The sequence below is a fragment of the Saccharopolyspora sp. NPDC045839 genome, from assembly GCF_056431645.1.
In genome coordinates this window covers 86,030-104,488 of sequence record NZ_JBWKKH010000022.1, presented here as the reverse complement: position 1 = coordinate 104,488, position 18,459 = coordinate 86,030, and the positions used below count along the sequence as shown (strand labels likewise).

18 protein-coding genes and 2 pseudogenes are annotated in these 18,459 nt (G+C 67.7%); 13 read left to right on the top strand and 7 right to left on the bottom strand.

Going from position 1 to position 18,459, the window contains the following annotated elements:
- Positions 1 to 237: 237 nt before the first annotated feature.
- Complete coding sequence (locus tag AC07EQ_RS27465; protein ID WP_478390750.1) at positions 238 to 1,086, top strand: helix-turn-helix transcriptional regulator; 849 nt, start codon at positions 238 to 240, stop codon at positions 1,084 to 1,086.
- 318 nt (positions 1,087 to 1,404) lie between these two features.
- On the top strand, positions 1,405 to 1,647 hold the full coding sequence (locus tag AC07EQ_RS27460; RefSeq protein WP_478390749.1) for a hypothetical protein: 243 nt from the start codon (positions 1,405 to 1,407) through the stop codon (positions 1,645 to 1,647).
- A 704-nt stretch (positions 1,648 to 2,351) separates the two neighbouring features.
- Here AC07EQ_RS27460 and AC07EQ_RS27455 read toward each other — a convergent pair.
- Genes AC07EQ_RS27455 through iolC form a run of 5 tightly spaced genes read right to left on the bottom strand, consistent with a single transcriptional unit; the run spans position 2,352 to position 8,549 of the window.
- Positions 2,352 to 3,845 (bottom strand): CoA-acylating methylmalonate-semialdehyde dehydrogenase, encoded by a 1,494-nt coding sequence (locus AC07EQ_RS27455; RefSeq protein WP_478390748.1) that lies wholly within the window; start codon positions 3,843 to 3,845, stop codon positions 2,352 to 2,354.
- Between the two features lie 24 nt (positions 3,846 to 3,869).
- The gene (gene iolD / locus AC07EQ_RS27450) at positions 3,870 to 5,735 is read right to left on the bottom strand and encodes a 3D-(3,5/4)-trihydroxycyclohexane-1,2-dione acylhydrolase (decyclizing) (RefSeq protein ID WP_478390747.1); all 1,866 of its coding nucleotides are present in this window, start codon (positions 5,733 to 5,735) and stop codon (positions 3,870 to 3,872) included.
- Complete coding sequence (gene iolB, locus AC07EQ_RS27445) at positions 5,732 to 6,631, bottom strand: 5-deoxy-glucuronate isomerase (protein ID WP_478390746.1); 900 nt, start codon at positions 6,629 to 6,631, stop codon at positions 5,732 to 5,734. Before iolB ends, iolD begins: the two co-directional genes overlap by 4 nt.
- A gap of 46 nt (positions 6,632 to 6,677) precedes the next feature.
- Positions 6,678 to 7,559 carry a Cgl0159 family (beta/alpha)8-fold protein gene (locus tag AC07EQ_RS27440; protein ID WP_478390745.1) on the bottom strand — a complete coding sequence of 294 codons (882 nt, stop codon included), beginning with the start codon at positions 7,557 to 7,559 and terminating at the stop codon, positions 6,678 to 6,680.
- Between the two features lie 21 nt (positions 7,560 to 7,580).
- Positions 7,581 to 8,549: a 5-dehydro-2-deoxygluconokinase gene (gene iolC / locus AC07EQ_RS27435; RefSeq protein ID WP_478390744.1), complete on the bottom strand. Its 969-nt coding sequence runs from the start codon at positions 8,547 to 8,549 to the stop codon at positions 7,581 to 7,583.
- A gap of 147 nt (positions 8,550 to 8,696) precedes the next feature.
- On the opposite strand from iolC, the gene AC07EQ_RS27430 reads away from it, so the two are divergent.
- From AC07EQ_RS27430 to AC07EQ_RS27415, 4 genes are all read left to right on the top strand, one after another.
- The gene (locus tag AC07EQ_RS27430) at positions 8,697 to 9,476 is read left to right on the top strand and encodes a GntR family transcriptional regulator (RefSeq protein ID WP_478390743.1); all 780 of its coding nucleotides are present in this window, start codon (positions 8,697 to 8,699) and stop codon (positions 9,474 to 9,476) included.
- Between the two features lie 262 nt (positions 9,477 to 9,738).
- Positions 9,739 to 10,665, top strand: a complete 927-nt coding sequence (locus AC07EQ_RS27425) for a sugar phosphate isomerase/epimerase family protein (RefSeq protein ID WP_478390742.1) — start codon at positions 9,739 to 9,741, stop codon at positions 10,663 to 10,665.
- A 155-nt stretch (positions 10,666 to 10,820) separates the two neighbouring features.
- Complete coding sequence (locus AC07EQ_RS27420; protein ID WP_478390741.1) at positions 10,821 to 11,840, top strand: Gfo/Idh/MocA family protein; 1,020 nt, start codon at positions 10,821 to 10,823, stop codon at positions 11,838 to 11,840.
- A 21-nt stretch (positions 11,841 to 11,861) separates the two neighbouring features.
- Positions 11,862 to 12,716 carry a sugar phosphate isomerase/epimerase family protein gene (locus AC07EQ_RS27415; RefSeq protein WP_478390740.1) on the top strand — a complete coding sequence of 285 codons (855 nt, stop codon included), beginning with the start codon at positions 11,862 to 11,864 and terminating at the stop codon, positions 12,714 to 12,716.
- Between the two features lie 49 nt (positions 12,717 to 12,765).
- On the opposite strand, the gene AC07EQ_RS27410 is transcribed toward AC07EQ_RS27415, so the two are convergent.
- Entirely contained in the window at positions 12,766 to 13,779 is a 1,014-nt protein-coding gene (locus AC07EQ_RS27410) for a LacI family DNA-binding transcriptional regulator (RefSeq protein ID WP_478390739.1), read from the bottom strand.
- A 263-nt stretch (positions 13,780 to 14,042) separates the two neighbouring features.
- Between AC07EQ_RS27410 and AC07EQ_RS27405 the strand changes: the two genes are divergently transcribed.
- Complete coding sequence (locus AC07EQ_RS27405; protein ID WP_478390738.1) at positions 14,043 to 15,488, top strand: sugar porter family MFS transporter; 1,446 nt, start codon at positions 14,043 to 14,045, stop codon at positions 15,486 to 15,488.
- Complete coding sequence (locus tag AC07EQ_RS27400) at positions 15,485 to 15,844, top strand: universal stress protein (protein WP_478390737.1); 360 nt, start codon at positions 15,485 to 15,487, stop codon at positions 15,842 to 15,844. Before AC07EQ_RS27405 ends, AC07EQ_RS27400 begins: the two co-directional genes overlap by 4 nt.
- A gap of 243 nt (positions 15,845 to 16,087) precedes the next feature.
- Here AC07EQ_RS27400 and AC07EQ_RS27395 read toward each other — a convergent pair whose 3' ends face one another.
- A complete protein-coding gene (locus AC07EQ_RS27395) occupies positions 16,088 to 16,249 on the bottom strand; it encodes a hypothetical protein (protein ID WP_478390736.1) in 162 nt (53 codons plus the stop codon).
- Between the two features lie 26 nt (positions 16,250 to 16,275).
- Here AC07EQ_RS27395 and AC07EQ_RS27390 point away from each other — a divergent pair, with 26 nt between their 5' ends.
- The 5 genes and pseudogenes from AC07EQ_RS27390 to AC07EQ_RS27370 form a co-directional block, all read left to right on the top strand.
- Positions 16,276 to 16,683: a hypothetical protein gene (locus AC07EQ_RS27390; RefSeq protein ID WP_478390735.1), complete on the top strand. Its 408-nt coding sequence runs from the start codon at positions 16,276 to 16,278 to the stop codon at positions 16,681 to 16,683.
- 49 nt (positions 16,684 to 16,732) lie between these two features.
- Complete coding sequence (locus AC07EQ_RS27385; protein ID WP_478390734.1) at positions 16,733 to 17,173, top strand: VOC family protein; 441 nt, start codon at positions 16,733 to 16,735, stop codon at positions 17,171 to 17,173.
- Positions 17,174 to 17,328: 155 nt separating this feature from the next.
- Positions 17,329 to 17,982, top strand: a pseudogene (locus AC07EQ_RS27380) (MFS transporter); the annotation flags it as partial.
- Positions 17,912 to 18,268: an MFS transporter gene (locus tag AC07EQ_RS27375; protein ID WP_478390796.1), complete on the top strand. Its 357-nt coding sequence runs from the start codon at positions 17,912 to 17,914 to the stop codon at positions 18,266 to 18,268. The pseudogene AC07EQ_RS27380 and the gene AC07EQ_RS27375, both read left to right, overlap by 71 nt.
- Positions 18,181 to 18,444, top strand: a pseudogene (locus AC07EQ_RS27370) (transposase family protein); the annotation flags it as partial. The gene AC07EQ_RS27375 and the pseudogene AC07EQ_RS27370, both read left to right, overlap by 88 nt.
- Between the last annotated feature and the right edge of the window lie 15 nt (positions 18,445 to 18,459).

The following is an 18,459-nucleotide window of genomic DNA, read 5'->3' as shown; positions in this document are numbered from 1 at the left end:
GGCGTAGAACGCATGGAGGCGTATCCATGCCCGCCGCCACAGGTCGAGTACCGAGCGGCGGCGGGGCGGCGAACGCCGTTCGCGCATGGCTTGCACACCTCGTCGCGTTGCCTGCTGGTGGCACCGGGCGGCATGTGCACCGTCACGGAAAGAAGCAGGCACACCGTGCTCTCTTGCGTTCTCGTGCATGCTTCCACGATCCGTAGCACTCTCACCGGGGTCTTGTACGTTTGATGCATGCTCGATTCGGTGCGGGCGTGGCACCCGCATGTGCCGGCAGTGCAGGAGGTCCTGCACGCGACGTTCGAGCAGCACGCCTACCCAGCACACACTCACGATTCCTGGACAGTCATGATCATCGATGTCGGCGCGGTCGCCTACGAGCTGGACCGCACCGCACATCACGCGACGCCGGCGTCGGTCACGCTCCTACCACCGCATGTGCCACATGATGGGCGTTCGGCCGTCGCCGGGAGGCCCTTCCGCAAACGTGTCCTCTACCTCGAGGAGGCTTGGCTGCCGGCTCGTGCCGCCGATGCCGCCGTTGCGAGTCCCACACTTCGCGGTTCCCAGGCAGTGTCCACCGTAGTCGGCATCCATGCCGCATTGCGCTCTCCGGAAGACGGGATGGCCGCGGAGTGCGGCGTTCTCGCGCTACGCGAGATCGTGCAGACCTACCTTGGCGCGCCGCCGCCGACGACACGGGATGCGCCGCTGGCCCGCCGGCTGCGCATGATGCTCGACGACCGGCTGGTGGAGTCGTTCACCATCGCCGAGGCCGCCCAGATCCTCGGGACGCACCCGAGCCACCTGATGCGGGCGTTCTCCCAGGCATACGGAATCGCTCCCCACCGTTACGTCACAGGACGCAGGGTGGATCGCGCTCGGCGGCTGCTACTGGCAGGGCGCCCGCCCGCTGAGGTCGCTGCCGAGGTCGGATTTCATGATCAGCCACATCTCACGCGTCACTTCCGCCGGGTCCTCGGCACTACCCCGGGTGCTTTCGCAGCCCAAGCAAAACCCATGTGCGGCAGGCTGCGCCGAAACGACTCCCACTGCAACGGTCGCCGCCAGGTCGTCGAATAACGTCACTCGGGGGCTGCTCGGTGGGATCCCGCCGGTCATTCCGCACGATGCCGAGACACCCCGCTGACATGACCGGATCACGGAGAGGTGCGACTCGGTCCCGTCGGGTCAAACGGTGGCGTGCAACGGCGCCCCGCAAGAGCCGCCCGCCGATCGTACGGGCAACACTGTGGGCTGGCCGCGGCATTGGACGTGGTCGGTGAGCGGTGGGCGATGTTGATGTGGTTGCTGGGCATGCCGCATGACCGACCCGCATCCGCTTCGAACACCCCCTGGGGACATCGACTGCCCGAACGTCCAGGTCTGCGCATCTTGCAGATGTTCGACGCCGCGATCACCGGAAACCTGCGAGCCCTCTCCGTCATCGGCGAAGACATCACGCAAAGCGGTCACGTCCGCGCCGAACTCGGCGCGTGCGAATTCGTCGTCTGCCACGACATGTTCCGCTCCCGCGCCACCGAGCAGGCCGACGTCATCTTCCCCGCCGCCGCCTCCCCCTGGAGAAGGACGGCACCTTCGTCAACTCCGACCGGCGCTTCCAACGCGTCCGCCCAGCCCTGACACCACCGGTCGAGTCGATCGCCGCCGATGGCACACCTCCCTTCTGGTATTTCTCGATGCGCTGGGGAAGGGCGATGCGCGTATCCCGGGGTAGCTGGAGTGGCTGTAGCTCTGGCAGATGCGTGAACATGTGCTCGTGCAGTCAGAGCATGAACCGCGGTTCCAGCCCGGAACCAAGCGTTGAGGTGGAGCGCCCGATGGCAGCTTGTGGCCGGACTTTGCCCGGGATCGGTGGAAGTTCCTCCGGCAGGGAGATCACCTCGAGGTCGCAGGCTTCCAGGCCTGGCGAACCCCGCGGTCCGGACAGCTCCGGGGATGATCAACTGCTTCGTCCCCTTGGTCAGCGGGCCTACCGAAAATTCGGTCTCCCCTGAGTGGGAGTCCTGTTTTCTTCGCTGACCGGCTGCCATCAGAGCACGCTTCACTGCCCGGAGGTGACACCGACGAACACCCCGGTGAAAAGATCGGGAAGCATGCGACCGTATTGCGAACACAACCGACCCAAAACCGAAACCGGCGAGTTCACCTTTCGGTGAACTCGCCGGCCGCAACGGCAGGCTGACAAGACTTGCTCCTGCAGCCCCTTGACCTCAGGTGATGCCCGAAGACGTGACCGTCCGCTGGAGCGGCCCCGAAGGTCGTCGGAAATAGGCGCGTCCTCGTCCGGCGCATCGCCCCACCACGCCGCCATCGGATGGGGATGGTCAGGTGTTGCTGGGGAATCCGAGGTCGATGCCGCCGTCGCTGGGGTCTGGCCAGCGGGTCGTCGTGACTTTGCCTCGGGTGTAGAAGCGGATTCCGTCGGTGCCGTAGATGTGGTGGTCACCGAACAGCGAGTCCTTCCAGCCGCCGAATGAGTGGTAGCCCACCGGAACGGGGATGGGCACGTTGATACCGACCATGCCGGCTTGGACTTCGAGTTGAAAGCGGCGTGCTGCGCCGCCGTCGCGGGTGAAGATCGCGGTGCCGTTGCCCCAGCGGGAGGAGTTGATCAGGGCGAGCCCTTCCTCGTAGGAGGAGACTCGGACGACGGACAGGACGGGGCCGAAGATCTCGTCGCGGTAGGCGTCCATGTCGGGGGTGACCTTGTCCAGCAGGCTCACGCCGACGAAGAACCCGTCCTCGTGCCCATCGACAACGAAGTCGGTGCCGTCGACGACCACGCCGGCACCCTGCTCGCGGGACTTCGGAACGTAGGAGGCGACCCGATCCCGGTGTTCGCGGGTGATCAGCGGGCCCATCTCCGAGGCAGGGTCTGCGCCCGGCCCGATGGTGAGGTTGCGAGCGCGTTCGGCGATCTTGTCGACGAGCTCGTCGCCGATCGGGTCGACCGCGACCACCACCGAAACCGCCATGCATCGCTCCCCAGCCGAGCCGTACGCCGCGGAGACTGCCGCGTCAGCGGCCTGGTCGAGGTTGGCGTCCGGCAGCACCAGCATGTGGTTCTTCGCCCCGCCCAGCGCCTGCACCCGCTTGCCCGCCGCACCAGCGGTGTCGTGGACGTGCTTGGCGATCGGGGTCGACCCGACGAAGCTGACCGCCGCAACATCCGGGTGGGTCAGCAGGCGGTCCACTGCGGTCTTGTCGCCGTTGACCAGGTTCAGCACGCCTTCGGGCAGCCCGGCCTCGGAAGCCAACTCGACCAGCCGCAACGTGGCCGAAGGGTCCTTCTCGCTGGGCTTGAGCACGAAAGTGTTGCCGCAGGCGATGGCCAGTGGGAACATCCACAGCGGCACCATCGCCGGGAAGTTGAACGGCGTGATGCCGGCGACCACCCCGAGCGATTGGCGGATCGATTCCACGTCGACCCTGGTGGAGACCTGGGTGGAGGTTTCACCCTTGAGCAGCTGCGGGATCCCGCAGGCCAGCTCCACGATCTCCAGCCCGCGGGCGACCTCACCCAGGGCGTCGGAGTGGACCTTGCCGTGCTCGGCGGTGATCAGCGACGCGATCTCGTCGCGGTGGGAGTTCAGCAGTTCGCGGTAGTTGAACAGCACCTGCGTACGCTTGGCCAATGACGCGGTGCCCCACGAGGCGAACGCCTTCGCCGCCGACTCCACCGCAGCGTCCACTTCGGACACATCAGCGAAGGCGACCTGCGCGGTCTGTTCCCCCTTCGCCGGGTTCGTCACGACCCCGAACCGACCCGACACACCCTCCGCGGGCTTGCCGTCGATGAAATGGTTGATGGTGTTCAAAGCAGTTTCCTCACGATCTGGAGATCACAGGTGGTGACGCTGGGCACGCGCCTGGTCCTCGTAGCGCTTGCGCGCCAGTTGCGTGCTCTCGCGGGTGGAGACCTCGGCCACCGGCACGTCCCACCACGCCTCCGGCGGCAGCTGTGCCTTGGCCGGGTCGGTCTCGACGTACACCGCCGTCGGGTGCTCCGCGGCCCGGGCGGCGCGCAGGGCGTTGCGCAGCTGGTCCACAGTGGATGCTCGCAGGACGTCCATGCCGAGGCTCTCGGCGTTGGCCGCCAGGTCCACTGGTAGTGGTTCGCCGGTGAAGGCGCCGGTCTTGTCGCGGTAGCGGTAGGCGGTGCCGAAGCGCTCGCCGCCGACCTTCTCGGATAGGCCGCCGATCGAGGCGTAGCCGTGGTTCTGCACCAGCACCACGTTGATCTTGATGTCTTCCTGCACGGCGGTGACCAGCTCGGTCGGCATCATCAGGTAGGTGCCGTCGCCGACCAGCGCGAACACCTCACGCGAGGGGTCGGCCAGCCGGGCACCGATCGCCGCCGGGATCTCGTAGCCCATGCACGAGAAGCCGTACTCGACGTGGTACTGCCGCGGTTCCTTGGCGCGCCACAGCTTGTTCAGGTCCTCTGGCAGCGACCCGGCCGCGTTGATCACCACGTCGCGGTCATCGAGGACCTCGTCGAGCACGCCGAGCACCTCGGCCTGCCCCGGCCGCTCGTCCCCGGCCGCGCTTCGCGTCGTCCGCTCGATCACCTGCGCCCAGCGCTGCGCGCCGGCACGGTACTCCTGCACGTAGTCCTTGGACACGCGATGCCCGGCCAGCACCTCGGTCAGCTGTTCCAGCGTCGCGCGCGCATCTCCGATCACCGGGGTCGCCGCCTGCTTGTGGGCGTCCAGCGAGGTGATGTTGACGTTGACGAACCGGACGTCCGGGTTGGCGAACAGGGTCCGGGAAGCGGTGGTGAAGTCCGAGTAGCGGGTGCCGACGCCGATGATCAGGTCCGCGGCGCGGGCGATATCGTCGGAGACCGCCGTGCCGGTGTGCCCGATGGACCCCAGCTCGCAGGGGTGGTCGAAGCCGAGCGAGCCGCGGCCCGCCTGCGTCTCGGACACCGGAATTCCGGTGCTCTCGGCGAAAGCCCGCAACGCTTCTTCCGCACCGCTGTGGTGCACCCCGCCACCGGCGATGACCAGCGGACGCTTCGACGCCCGGATCCGCTCGGCGGCCTCGACGACCGACCGCGCGTCCGGCGCCGGGCGGTGCACCCGCCACACCCGCTCGGCGAAGAACTCCTCCGGCCAGTCGTACGCCTCGGCTTGCACGTCTTGGGGCAGCGCCAGGGTCACCGCGCCGGTCTCCACCGGGTCGGTGAGCACCCGCATCGCGTCCAGCGCGGAGGGGATCAGCGCTTCCGGCCGCCAGATCCGGTCGAAGTAGCGCGACACCGGCCGCAGGCAGTCGTTGACCGAGATGTCCCGGGCATGTGGGACCTCGAGCTGCTGCAGCACCGGGTCCGCAGGCCGGGTCGCGAAGATGTCGCCCGGCAGCAGCAGCACCGGCAGGTGGTTGATGGTGGCCAGGGCGGCACCGGTGACCAGGTTCGTCGCGCCCGGCCCGATCGAGGTCGTGCACGCATAGGTCGACATCCGGTTGCTCTGGCGGGCGAAACCCACCGCCGCGTGCACCATCGCCTGCTCGTTACGCCCCTGCAGGTAGGGCATATCGCCTTCGGTCTCCAGCAGCGCCTGCCCGATTCCGGCGACATTGCCGTGGCCGAAGATGCCCCAGCAGCCGGCGATCAGTCGGCGCCGTTCGCCGTCGCGTTCGGTGTGCTGGTTGGCGAGGAACCGCACCAGCGCCTGCGCGACGGTCAACCGCCGGGTGGTCATCGTCCCTCCACTGTGGTCTCTTCAGGTGCGGTGTAGAGCGGCAGCCGCGGGTCCACCTGCTGCTCGGCCCAGATGTCGCGCACCCACGCGTGCGCGGGGTCGTCGCAGATCAGCCAGGCCCGGTCCGGTGACGGACCGGCCATCACGTTGAGGTAGTACATGTCGTAGCCGGGCACCGCCATCGACGGCCCGTGCCAGCCGTCCGGGATCAGCACCACGTCCCCGCTGCGCACCTCGGCGAGCACGTCAGTCGTGCGGTCCGGACCCGACGGGTAGACCCGCTGGTACCCGACGCCCGGGCTGCCGTGCGAGTCGGCGATCTCGAAGTAGTAGATCTCCTCCAGCTGCGACTCGCCCTCTCGCTCCACGTCGTGCTTGTGCGGCGGGAACGACGACCAGTTCCCCGACGGCGTGAGCACCTCGACAGCGATCAACCGATCCGCCTCGAACACGTGCGCCGCACCGAAGTTGTTGACCTGCCGGCTGGCCTGCCCCGCACCGCGCAGCTCGACCGGCACCCCGGAGGCCGGGCCGTAGCGCGCGGGCAGCCGGTTCTCGCACCGAGCACCGGTCAGGGCGAACCGACCGCCGGAACCGCTGCTGATCCGCACCTGCGCATCCCTTGGTGCATAAGCGAAATCCGTGACACCGTCGAAGACGCTCTTGCGCCCGGCCAGCTCGAACGTCTCGCCGTCGCAGACCACCGTGCAGCCGCCTGCCAGCGGCAGCACGATCCATTCGCTGTCACCGGTGGCCAGATCGTGGTGCGCACCGGCTTCGAGTTCGAGCACCCGCAGCGACGAGTAGCCCCATCCCGCGGACTCCGGGTCCACGCAGGTGCCGTACTCCCCGCGCGCCGTCGTACCCGCGGGACAGTAGAAACGCTTGTCAGTCAACGCTGGTCCTCCAAGCTCGGGGGGCGGGGCGTCCCCGCAGTTGCAGTCACAGCAGCCCGACCGCGGCGTCGACGGCGCCTGCGACGTCGTCGTCGTGCGGGTACAGCAGGGTCCGGCCGACGACGAGTCCGCGCACGTTCGGCAGTTGCAGCGCCTTGTGCCAACGCTCGTGGGTCGCCGCCGGGTCGGTCGACACCTCACCACCGAGCAGGACCGTCGGCAACGTGGTCGCCTCCAGGGCGCGACCGATCTGGTCGATGTCGTCGACCACCGGCACCTTCAGCCAGGTGTGTGCCGAGGTACCGCCGAGGCCTGAGGCGATGGCGATGGAGCGAGCGACCGCCTCCACGGACAGGTCGTTGCGCACCTTGCCGTCGACTCGGCGCGAGATGAACGGCTCGACCATGGCCATCAGTCCGTGCTCGGCGAGCTCGTTGATCGCGTTCGCCGCGCCGTGCATGGTGTTCAGCGATCCCGGATCGCTCATGTCCAGGCGCAGCAGCAGCTTTCCGGCGTCGAACCGCAGCCGCTCGATGTCCGCCGCGCGGTGTCCGGTGAACCGGTCGTCGAGCTCGAAGGCCGCCCCGGCCAGGCCACCGCGGTTCATCGATCCGATGACGACCTTGTTCTCCAGCGCCCCCAGCAGCAGGAGGTCTTCGAGGATGTCGGCCGTACCCAGCACGCCATCGACACCGGGTCGCTGCAGGGCGATGCAAAGCCGCTCCAGCAGGTCGGCGCGGTTGGCCATCGCCAGCGGGTTGGCACCGGCGCCCAGCGCGCCGCGTGCCGGGTGGTCGGCGGCCACGATCATCATGCGGCCGTTGTCGCCGAGCAGGGGTCGCCGGGATCGGGCCGCAGCCGCTTCCGCGATCGCCTCGGGCCGCGTCGCGCGCACCCAGGTGAGGTCGGTGATGCTCAGATCAGACACGGTGCTCACTTTCGTTGCCGCTCAAGCGCTTTGCGCTCGGCGATTGGGATTCGGGGACAGCATGGCCTCGACCTCGTCGGCATAGGGCATCGCTGACGAGCAGGCCAGGCGAGAAGCAACCAACGCGCCGGCGGCGTTGGCGAACCGCATGGTCCGCTCCAGTTCCCAGCCCTCGATCAGACCGTGGCACAGCCCCCCGCCGAAGGCGTCCCCGGCGCCAAGCCCGTTGACCACCTCGACCGGCACCGGAGGCGCGACCACCTCCGCGTCGCGAGTGCGGGCGAGCACGCCCTTCGGGCCCTGCTTGACGACTGCGAGTTCCACGCCGGCGTCCAGCAGCAGCTCCGCCGCCTTTTCCGGATCGCGGCTGCCAACGGCGCGCTCGACCTCGTCAAGGTTGCCGACCGCCACGGTGACGTGCGGCAGCGCCGCCTGGTACCAGCTGCGGGCCTCGTCGTGGTCCGGCCAGAACATCGGCCGCCAGTCCAGGTCGAACACCGTGGCGCCGCGCTTCGCCCGGTGCCGCAACGCCGCAAGCGTCGCAGAACGGCTGGGCTCCTCGGCCAACCCGGTGCCGGTCATCCAGAAGATGCGGGCCTCGACGATCGCGTCGAAGTCCAGTTCGTCGGCGTGGATCTCCAGGTCCGGCGCCTTGGGCTGGCGGTAGAAGTACAGCGGGAAGTCATCCGGCGGAAAGACTTCGCAGAAGGTCACCGGCGTCGGGTACTGCTCGACGGCGCTCACCCAGCGGTCGTCGACGCCGAAGCCCTGGAGCGCCTGGTGGACGTACTCGCCGAACGGGTCGGCCCCGGTGCGGCTGATCACCGCGCTGCGGTGGCCGAGCCGGGCGGCCGCGACCGCGACGTTGGTCGCGGTGCCGCCCAGGTACTTGCCGAAGGACTCCACCTGCGGCAGCGGCACACCGGTCTGCAGCGGATAGATGTCCACCCCGATGCGGCCCATCGTTATGACGTCGAAGGGGCTGCTCATGCCAGAGACCTCCGGAGGGGAATCGCGGGCCGTCGAGCGGCCGGAACGCGTGGTGACTCCTGTCTACTCGGCGCTCCGAACAACTGTCAAGACTTTGTCAGTACATACTTACTTAAACACGTCCGGTGGTCTTGATATCATGTGGGGGTGACCTCGACGCGCCGCCGATCCCCGGAGTCCCCATGGGATCCAGCCACCCAGATCTCCGTGGACCACCGCAGCCCGGTGCCGCTGTACTACCAGGTGGCCAGTCAGATCGAAGAAGCGATCGACTCCGGCGCACTACCCGTGGGCGCGCGACTGGACAACGAGATCGAGCTCGCCGCCCGACTCGGCCTGTCCCGCCCGACGATCCGGCAGGCGATCGGCTCCCTGGTCGACAAGGGGCTGGTGGTGCGCAAGCGCGGCGCGGGCACCCAGGTGGTGTTCAACCGGGTCAAGCGATCGCTGGAGCTGAGCAGCCTCTTCGACGACCTCGCCCGGATCGACCAGAAACCCACCACGAAGGTCCTCACCAACGAGGTGATCACACCCTCTCCCGAGATCGCGCACATCCTCGGGATCTCCGAGCAGGACAAAGCGCTGCACCTGGAACGGGTCCGCTACGCCCGCGGCGAGCCGATCGCCCGGATGCAGAACTACCTGCCCGCGGGCCTGATCGAGCCCGAGGACGACCTACTCGAAGAGCGCGGGCTCTACCAGCTGCTGCGCGCGGCCGGGGTGCACCTGCACGCCGCCCACCAGACGATCGGCGCGCGCGTGGTCGCCGAGGCCGACGCCGAACTGCTTGACGAACCCGTGGGCGCACCGCTTCTCACGATGGAACGCACCACCTACGACCAAGCGGGCAAGGTCGTCGAATACGGCTCGCACGTCTACCGCGCCTCGCGCTACTCCTTCGACCTCTCCCTGCGCGGCGACTCCTGAGGCCGCGAGTGCGCAACCGGCATGCCGCCGGTTGCGCACCCATCGGACGTTGCTCCGTACGTAAATATGTCAGGACTTTTTCTTGACAGGGTTGTCGCGGCGGTGAAAACTACCGACTACCGGACAGCGACGGATTCCTCGCCACTCCCATCGGCAGACGATCGGGTCGAGCACGCGAGCAGATCCCGCTCCGACAACACCATCTCCCCCACCTGAACACCCGGCCGGTACAGCATCGCCGCTCGCCGGGGGAAGGGCATCGATGAGCAACGGCAGCGCCGCCGGTAACCGCCTGCGAGTCGGTTCAGCACCGGACTCCTGGGGCGTCTGGTTCCCGGAGGACGACAAGCAGACCCCGTGGCACCGCTTCCTTGACGAGGTGTCCGAAGCCGGCTACGAGTGGATCGAACTCGGCCCCTACGGATACCTGCCCACCGACCCGGAGCAGCTGCGCGACGAGCTCGGCATCCGCAACCTGACCCTGTCGGCCGGTACCTGCTTCACCGGCTTCCACCGCGGCAATGCGTCTGGCGACCTGTGGAATGCAACCTGGGAGCACGTCAAGCAGGTCGCGGAGCTGACCAGCGCGCTCGGCGCCAAGCACATCGTCGTCATCCCGGACATGTGGCGCGACCCGGCTACCGGGGAGCAGCTGGAGGACCGCACGCTGAGCAACGAGGCGTGGACGGCCCTGGGCACGGGCACCAACCGCCTGGCCCAGGCGCTGCGCGAGGAGTTCGGCGTGCAACTGCAGTTCCACCCGCACGCCGACAGCCACGTCGACACCCAGGAGCACGTCGAGCGATTCCTGGAGATCACCGACCCCGACCTGGTGACGCTCTGCCTGGACACCGGGCACATCGCCTACTGCGGCGGCGACAACCTGGCGTTGATCGAAAAGCACCCCAGCCGCATCGGCTACCTGCACCTCAAGCAGGTCGACCCGGCAGTCCTCGCCGGCGTGCAGGCCGAGGACCTGCCGTTCGGGCCCGCCGTGCAGCGCGGCGTCATGTGCGAGCCACCTGCCGGAGTGCCGGACCTGGAGCCGATCATCAAGGCCACCGAAAACCTGGACGCCGATCTGTTCGCGATCGTCGAGCAGGACCTCTACCCGGTCGACCCGGACGTCCCGCTGCCGATCGCCCGCCGCACCCGCGACTACCTGACCCGCTGCGGCGCCGGCCGTTGAAGGATTGTTGTTGTGGTCATCTTGCGTAGGTGGTCACTGAGCGGAATCTCAGAACCCGCGGGTGGTCAACCTGCATACGTGGGCTAAGCGGCTGCGCCGCTTAAGAACAGCCCCTGCTCCCCAGTCGATAAACCTTTGCGGCACAGGAGGATTTCATGAGTGACCAGGACCTGCGGGTCGGTCTCATCGGCGCCGGGAAGATGGGCGCCGATCACGCCCTTCGCATCCACGAGCGAATCAGCAACGCCCGGCTGGTCGCCGTCGGGGATCCGGACATCGACCGCGCGACGCAGGCCGCAGAAAGCATCGGTGCTCGGGCCGAGCAGGATCCCTTCGAGGTGATCGACGCGTCCGACGTGGACGCTCTGGTGATCGCCTCGCCCGGGGTGGTACACGAGCCGCTGCTGCTGGCCGCGATCGACCGGGGTGTCCCGGTGCTGTGCGAGAAGCCGCTGACCCCGGACTCGAAATCCTCGCTGCGGGTGGTCGAAGCCGAGGAGGCGCGCGGCAAGCACTTGGTGCAGGTCGGGTTCATGCGCCGCTTCGACCCCGAGTACGCCGAACTGAAGCGAATGCTGGACGCCGGAGACCTCGGCCGCGCGCTGCTGCTGCACTGCGCGCACCGCAACGCCACGACGCCGCCCGGTTTCACCAGCGAGATGATGATCTACGACTCGGTGGTGCACGAGTTCGACACCACCCGTTGGCTGCTCGGCCAGGAGATCAGCGCCGTGTCGGTGCGGTGGCCGCACTCCTCTGCCGCTGCACCGGAAGGCCTGATCGACCCGCAGGTGGTCACCATCGAAACCACCGGAGGCGTGCTGGCCGACGTGGAGATCTTCGTCAACTGCGGGTTCGGCTACCAGGTGCGCTGCGAAGCCGTCGGCGAAAAGGGCACTGCGCTGATCGGTGCCAGCGGGGGCCCGCTCATCCACCAAAGCGGCCGCTGGGGCGGCAGCGTCACCGAGGACTTCCGAGGGCGCTTCGGCACCGCCTTCGACCAGGAGTTCCAGCGCTGGGCACGGGCCGCTCGCCAGGGCGGCGTCGACCCCGCCGCCGCGAGCGCATGGGACGGCTATGCCGCCGCAGCGGCGTGCGAGGCCGGAGTGCAGGCCCAGGCCACCGGCGAACGCGCCGCGGTCGAGCTCGTCGACCGCCCCAACTTCTACTCCTGACCCGTCATTCGAGGAGTCACCGTGAAAATCGCACTCGACCCGCACATGTTCCGGTTCACCCCGCTGCTCGAACTCCCCCGCCTGGTGGCCGAACTCGGCTACGAGTGGATCGAACTGTCCCCCCGCGAGGACTTCCTGCCGTTCTTCAAACACCCCCGCGTGGACGACACCACCGTCCGCAAGTTCCGCAAAGAACTCGATGCGGCCGGCGTCGGCGTCGCCTCGGTGCTGCCGCTCTACCGGTGGTCCGGCCCCGAAGACGAACAACGCGAAGCCGCCGTGCGCTACTGGAAACGCGCCATCCAGATCACCGGCGACCTCGGCGTCGACGTCATGGTCTCGGAGTTCAACGGCCGACCGGAATCACCCGACCGCAGCGAAGGGCAGTTCTGGCGCTCCATGGAAGAGCTGCTGCCGATCTTCGAACGCGAAGGCATCACCCTCAAGCTCGAACCGCACCCGGACGACTTCATCGAGGACGGCCACGTCGCCGTCGACATGGTGCGCGGCATCAACTCGCCGAACGTGCAGTTCCTCTACTGCGCCCCGCACACCTTCCACATGGGCAACGACGCTCCAGGCATCATGAAACGGGCGGGCGATCTGCTCACCCACGTGCACGTGGCGGACACCTTCGATCACACCGCCTCGTCCGGGCTGCGCTACATCGTCAACCCGCCCGGAGCCCCGGCTCGCATCCACCAGCACCTCGACATCGGGCAGGGCGAGGTCGACTGGGACGAGTTCTTCAGCTGCCTGCGCGACAACAACTTCGACGGAATCATGGTCGCCTGCGTGTTCGCCTGGGAAGACCGAGCCCGCGAATCCTCGACCTACATGCGCGAAAAGATCAACGAGTACGTCAAGGGCTGGTGACGACGCGCTGGCCGTGATTCTTCCGGGCCGCCATCGCAGCCCGGAAGAATCACGGCGGCGGGCCGGTCGTACCCCGCACGACGAGCTTGGGATCCACGACGATCTCCCGCGGATCGTCGCCCGGGTTCTCCAACCGGTGAACAGCGGCCTGCACTGCGTGCTGCGCCATCTGGTCGGCATCCTGGTGCACCGTGGTGAGATCGATGTGGGAGAGGTGCGCAAGGCGGCTGTCGTCGTAGCCCACGATGGACAGGTCGCGCGGCATCTCCACCCCGGCCCCCCGCAGCACGTGCATCAGGCCCATCGCGCAGCGGTCGTTCCCGGCGAGCAACGCGGTGGGCAGCCGACCCTGGTCGAGCAACGACCGCCCAGCCACCATGCCGGCATCTTCGTTGTGCGCACCCGCGATCACCCGGATCTCGCCCTGGAGCCCCTGGCGCCGCATAGCGTTCCGGTAACCGCGACGCCGGTCCGCGGAGCCGGGATCCTTGCCGCCGTCGACGTGCACGATGCGCCGGTGCCCGAGCTCGACCAAGTGGTCAACGGCCTGCCGCATCCCCTTGGCATCGGCAGTGTGCACGCTGTCCGCACGCGCTTCCGCGACGCGACATCCGACCGTGACGACGACGGCGCTCTCCCCCAGGTCTCGCAGGTACCGCGCATCCGCATTCGGTCCGAGCAAGATCAACGCCTCGCAGCGGTGACTGAGCAACGCGTCGACGGCCTTGCGCCCGTCGCGCGTCGGCCCGCTGGCCGACAGCAGGACGTCATAGCCGAGCCGTTCTGCCTCCGGGTACATCTCGTTGACGAGTTCGGCGTGGAACGGCTGCTCCATGTTCACCACCACGCCGATGGTCCGGCTCCGCCCCCGGGCCAACAGCCGTGCCGCGGTGTCGGGGCGGTAGCCGAGCTCGTCGGCCGCGCGCAGCACACGTTCGCGCGTCTGCGGCCCGGCACCTGGCTGGTTGCGGAAGATCAACGACACCAAGGTGCGCGACACCCCGGCCCGCACGGCGACGTCCCCCATCGTCGGGCGGCGCATCCGCGGCTCTCGATCGGCCAACGCGCTCCTCCCCCTTCCCGGAACGAAGTCCATGTAGCTATGTCTTGACAAATTCATGTGACCGGCAGCATAGTACGAGGCACTGTTGCGTAACAGTAGCGCGCGACAGGCAGGGACAGCCGAGGGCGCATCGACATCGTGACCCGAACGATGCGGCCACATCCGACACCAGGGCGTCCCGCGATCCGCTGACGCCACGCCGCGCACGAGACCGGCACCTTCCTCGCTGGGAAGCACTGCCGGCCACACCGAAGGACCTCCACATGCCTTTCACCCGAAACGAGACGACAAAGCCGTCCGTCCCACCGGATGCCAAAGGCCCGCACACGCGCCGACTGCGTACAGTCACCGTGATCGCGACCTTCGGCGGCCTCCTCTTCGGATACGACACCGGCGTCATCAACGGGGCCCTTCCGTTCATGACCGAAGACCTCAGCCTGACCCCGGCTACCGAAGGCCTGGTCACCAGTTCGCTGCTGTTCGGCGCGGCGCTGGGCGCGATCGTCGGCGGCCGCCTCTCCGACCAGCGCGGACGACGCCGCAACATCCTGATGCTGGCCGTCATCTTCCTGCTCGGCACGCTTGGCTGCACCTTCGCCCCCACCACCGCGATCATGGTCGCGTCCCGGTTCGTGCTGGGCCTGGCGGTCGGTGGCGCCTCGGTCACGGTGCCCACCTACCTTGCGGAGATCTCACCTGCCGAACGACGCGGACGGCTGGTCACGCAGAACGAGCTGATGATCGTCTTCGGGCAGCTGCTCGCGTTCACCTTCAACGCCGGGATCGCCGCCGCGCTCGGCGACAACGCGCACGTGTGGCGTTGGATGCTCGTGGTGGCAACGCTGCCAGCGGTGGTGCTGTGGTTCGGGATGCTGGTGATGCCGGAAAGCCCGCGCTGGCTGGCCTCCAAAGACCGCTTCGACGAAGCGCTCGACGTGCTCCGCCAAGTGCGCCCGGCGCAGCGGGCCGAAGCCGAGCTCGCCGAGGTTGAGCAACTGGCCATCGAGGACAGGCAGTCGCAGACCGGCGGCTGGCGGGACCTGGCCACACCGTGGATCCGGAAGCTGGTGCTCGTCGGGCTCGGCATCGCGATCGTGCAGCAGATCAGCGGCGTCAACACGATCATGTACTACGGCACGCAGATCCTGCAGAACTCCGGCTTCTCAGCCGACGGCGCGCTGCTGGCCAACATCGCCAACGGCGTGATCTCCGTGCTCGCGACCTTCGTCGGGATCTACCTACTAGGCAAGGTGAACCGGCGCCCGATGCTGCTGGCCGGCCAGATCGGCACGACCTGCGCACTGCTGCTGGTGGGCGTGGTCTCGCTGGCGCTACCAGAAGGCATCATTCGCGCGTTCATCGTCCTCGGCCTCACGGTGACCTTCCTGGCCTTCCAACAGGGCGCCACCTCTCCGGTCACCTGGCTGATGCTCTCTGAGATCTTCCCGCTGAAACTGCGCGGTTTCGGCTTCGGTGTCGCCGGATTGACCTTGTGGCTGACGAACTTCCTGGTGGGCCTCACCTTCCCGATGCTCGTCGCCGCGCTCAACATCTCGAACACGTTCTTCATCTTCGTCGGGCTCGGGATCGTCGCGATCACGTTCGTGGCCAAGTGGGTGCCCGAAACGCGCGGCCGCTCCCTCGAAGGCCTGGAAGAGGAACTGCGCACCAAGTACACCCAAACAGCCGTGCAAGGGAGTGGACGATGACTGTTCTCGTCGCGGTCACGGATTCCACCGAAGGCGACGTCGCACTGCGCACCGCCACCAACGAAGCCGCCCTGCGCGGCACCGGCCTGCTGGTGGCCAACCTCCGGCTCAACCCCATCGTCAGCCTGCCAACCGACGTCGACGTGCAGGTGGTCGACCGCGAACCCGGTGTCGACGTCGCCGACCACGTGCTCAACCTCCTGGATGAACACCACGAAGACGTGCACCTGCTCGTCATCGGCATGAAGAAGCGCTCCCCCGTCGGCAAGCTGGTCCTCGGCAGCCTCGCTCAACGACTCCTGCTGAACGCCGATGTGCCAGTGCTCGCAGTCAAAGCACCAGCCGAGCACCCCTGAACCGCGACTCCTCCCGCAAGGATCGACGCAGCGGTCAACCTCGAAACGATCTCGACCGCCCTGCAGATCATGCGCACAGCATTGTCCAGAGGTCGGTCGGGCCATCGCCGAGATGCCGACCGGACAGGGCGAGCGGCGCGGAATTTCGAAGCGCCGGCACACGAGTTGCGCAGCGAGATCGGCCTATGAGCATGGTCGCGGGGCATGTCCCCGCGACCAGCTGCCGGCGCGGGACGAACGTGGCTACCCGGAGGTTTCCCGGACAACGAGCTGGGCGGGCGTGACGATTTCGGCTGCCTCGACCGGATTTTCGGCGCGCATGATGGCGCGTTCCACGGCCGCTTCCGCCAAGCGGGCGGCGCCCTGGCTGGCCGAGGTGAGCTGGATCGTGGCCAGTGCCGCCATCCTGTGCCACCAACGTGGGCGCCGAGATGGATCCCTCGCACCTGATGTGGCAGGGCATGGACGTCGTCGCCTGCATCCGCCACCTCGGCCCGCTGGTCTTCCACGCCGCGGCCAAGGACGCGACGATCTGCCCCGGCGTCGACGTGCGCGGCGTGCTCGACACCTCCTTCGCGCGGGTGCCCGCTGACGCCCCCGGCAAGGTCCCAACCGGCTTCGGCTTCTGGTGCAACTCCTGGCCGGAGAACCCCGCTTGGAAATTCGTCGCGGTCGGCATCGGCCACGACATCGCCTACTGGACCGAATTCCTGACCGCGCTCGCGGAAGTCGACCCGGAGATGGCCGTCAACATCGAGCACGAAGACGCCGCCTACTCCCAAACCGAGGGTCTTGCCCTGGCCGCCAAGAACCTGCTCGCCGCAGCCGCGGAGCTGTGAACCCTTCCGTGGACGGGTGAAACCGATGCCCCCAAAGGGAATCCACCACGTGTCGTTGATTGTCCGGGACCTCGTCGACGCGCTGAACTTCTACGTCGGTGCTCTCGGCATGCGCCAGCGCACCGACCGGCCCGACTCGGCCGTGCGCGGCGCCTGGCTGGATGTCGGCGACCACCAACTCCACCTCATCGAGGGCGATACACCACCGGCCACCGGCCAGCACTTCGCGATGCACGTATCCGACTTGGAAGCAACGCGGAAGCTGCTCCGCAGCCGCGGAGTAGCAGTCAGTGAAGCGATTCCCATCGGAACGGCGAAACAGGCCTTCCTCCAGGACCCGTCGGGCAACGCCATCGAACTGCACGAAGCCAGCCCGGTCCCCACCAGCCGGGCCACAAAGCCAAGCACTGAAGCGCCGCAGCATCCACCCGGAGAAACATCGACCTGCGCGCGCGACAAGTCCGGCCAACAAGTCGATGAGCACTTGTAGATCCACTTTGGACAGAACCGTCGACCTCTTGCCCCACCACAGGCATATCGAAACCCCCAACGACGGAGGGTCGCCCTGATGAGCAGCACTCGAACGCATCACAGACATCCGGCACCCCAGCCGACCGCACCGGCCCGCACACCAAACGCTTGGCGATGGCGGCCGTCGTAGCCACCTTCGGGGGACTGCTGTTCGGCTACGACACGGGCGTCATCAACGGTGCTCTGGAACCGATGAAGGCCGATCTGGGACTCACACCCGTCACCGAGGGCTTCGTGGTGAGCATCCTGATCTTCGGCGCCGCGCTCGGTGCGGCGATCGGTGGGAAGTTCGCCGATCGGCAGGGTCGCCGGCACAACATACTCCTACTCGCCGGCATCTTCATCGTCGGCACTCTCGGGTGCGCCCTGGCGCCGACGTGGCAGGTGCTCGCGGTGTTCCGCTTCGTCCTCGGCTTCGCCGTCGGCGGCGCGTCCACCACCGTCCCCGTCTACCTTGCCGAGGTGTCCCCAGTGGAGCGCCGTGGCAGCCTGGTGTCCCGCAACGAGGTCGTGATCGTGTCAGGCCAGTTCGCGGCCTTCCTCGTCAACGCGTTGATCATCAACGTCTGGGGTGAGCACGCGTCGGTGTGGCGCTACATGCTGGCGGTGGCCGTACTCCCGGCGATCGCACTGCTCATCGGCATGCTGCGCCTGCCGGAAAGCCCACGCTGGCTCGCCGCCCAAGGACGCGACGCCGATGCGCTGGCAGTGCTCAAGGAGGTTCGGTCCCCGCAGCGCGCAGAGGCCGAGATGGCCGAGGTCCGCGCGCTGGCGGAGGAAGAACGGCAATCGCAGACCGGGGGCTGGTTCGACCTCGTGGATGGCAAACGCCGGTGTCACCTTCGGCTTCCCCCCAACAGTTGCCGCGCTGGGCATCGCCCCGACGTTCTTCGTCTTCGCCGGAATCGGCGTGCTGGGCATCGTCTTCGTCGCCACCCAGGTCCCCGAGACTCGCGGCAAGACCCTCTCGGAAAACCGTTGCCGGGCAACCGTAACGACTGCCGGGCGTACACCGAATCCGGTGTCGACCAGCACTGCACGGGCGCGAAAGTGATGACTGATGGCGGCTACCAAGGCTACCGTGAGGCAACCATGCCGTACCGCAAACCCGTCGACGGCACCGAACTTCCCGCATGGAAGGAAGAACTCAACACCGTTCACAAGCGCGTCCGAGCCCGCGTTGAGCATGCCCTGGCGCACATGAAGTCCTGGAACATCCGTCGCAACTGACGACGCGCGGTCGAG

What these genes read in the sequence shown, in the direction of transcription:
- AC07EQ_RS27460 (WP_478390749.1), top strand. Translation starts at nt 1,405, where the DNA reads ATGTTCGACGCCGCGATCACCGGAAACCTGCGAGCCCTCTCCGTCATC.
- AC07EQ_RS27375 (WP_478390796.1), top strand. Translation starts at nt 17,912, where the DNA reads ATGCGCTGGCAGTGCTCAAGGAGGTTCGGTCCCCGCAGCGCGCAGAGG.
- AC07EQ_RS27420 (WP_478390741.1), top strand. Translation starts at nt 10,821, where the DNA reads ATGAGTGACCAGGACCTGCGGGTCGGTCTCATCGGCGCCGGGAAGATG.
- AC07EQ_RS27390 (WP_478390735.1), top strand. Translation starts at nt 16,276, where the DNA reads ATGGATCCCTCGCACCTGATGTGGCAGGGCATGGACGTCGTCGCCTGC.
- iolD (WP_478390747.1), bottom strand. Translation starts at nt 5,735, where the DNA reads ATGACCACCCGGCGGTTGACCGTCGCGCAGGCGCTGGTGCGGTTCCTC.
- iolC (WP_478390744.1), bottom strand. Translation starts at nt 8,549, where the DNA reads ATGAGCAGCCCCTTCGACGTCATAACGATGGGCCGCATCGGGGTGGAC.
- AC07EQ_RS27425 (WP_478390742.1), top strand. Translation starts at nt 9,739, where the DNA reads ATGAGCAACGGCAGCGCCGCCGGTAACCGCCTGCGAGTCGGTTCAGCA.
- AC07EQ_RS27395 (WP_478390736.1), bottom strand. Translation starts at nt 16,249, where the DNA reads ATGGCGGCACTGGCCACGATCCAGCTCACCTCGGCCAGCCAGGGCGCC.
- AC07EQ_RS27400 (WP_478390737.1), top strand. Translation starts at nt 15,485, where the DNA reads ATGACTGTTCTCGTCGCGGTCACGGATTCCACCGAAGGCGACGTCGCA.
- AC07EQ_RS27465 (WP_478390750.1), top strand. Translation starts at nt 238, where the DNA reads ATGCTCGATTCGGTGCGGGCGTGGCACCCGCATGTGCCGGCAGTGCAG.
- AC07EQ_RS27405 (WP_478390738.1), top strand. Translation starts at nt 14,043, where the DNA reads ATGCCTTTCACCCGAAACGAGACGACAAAGCCGTCCGTCCCACCGGAT.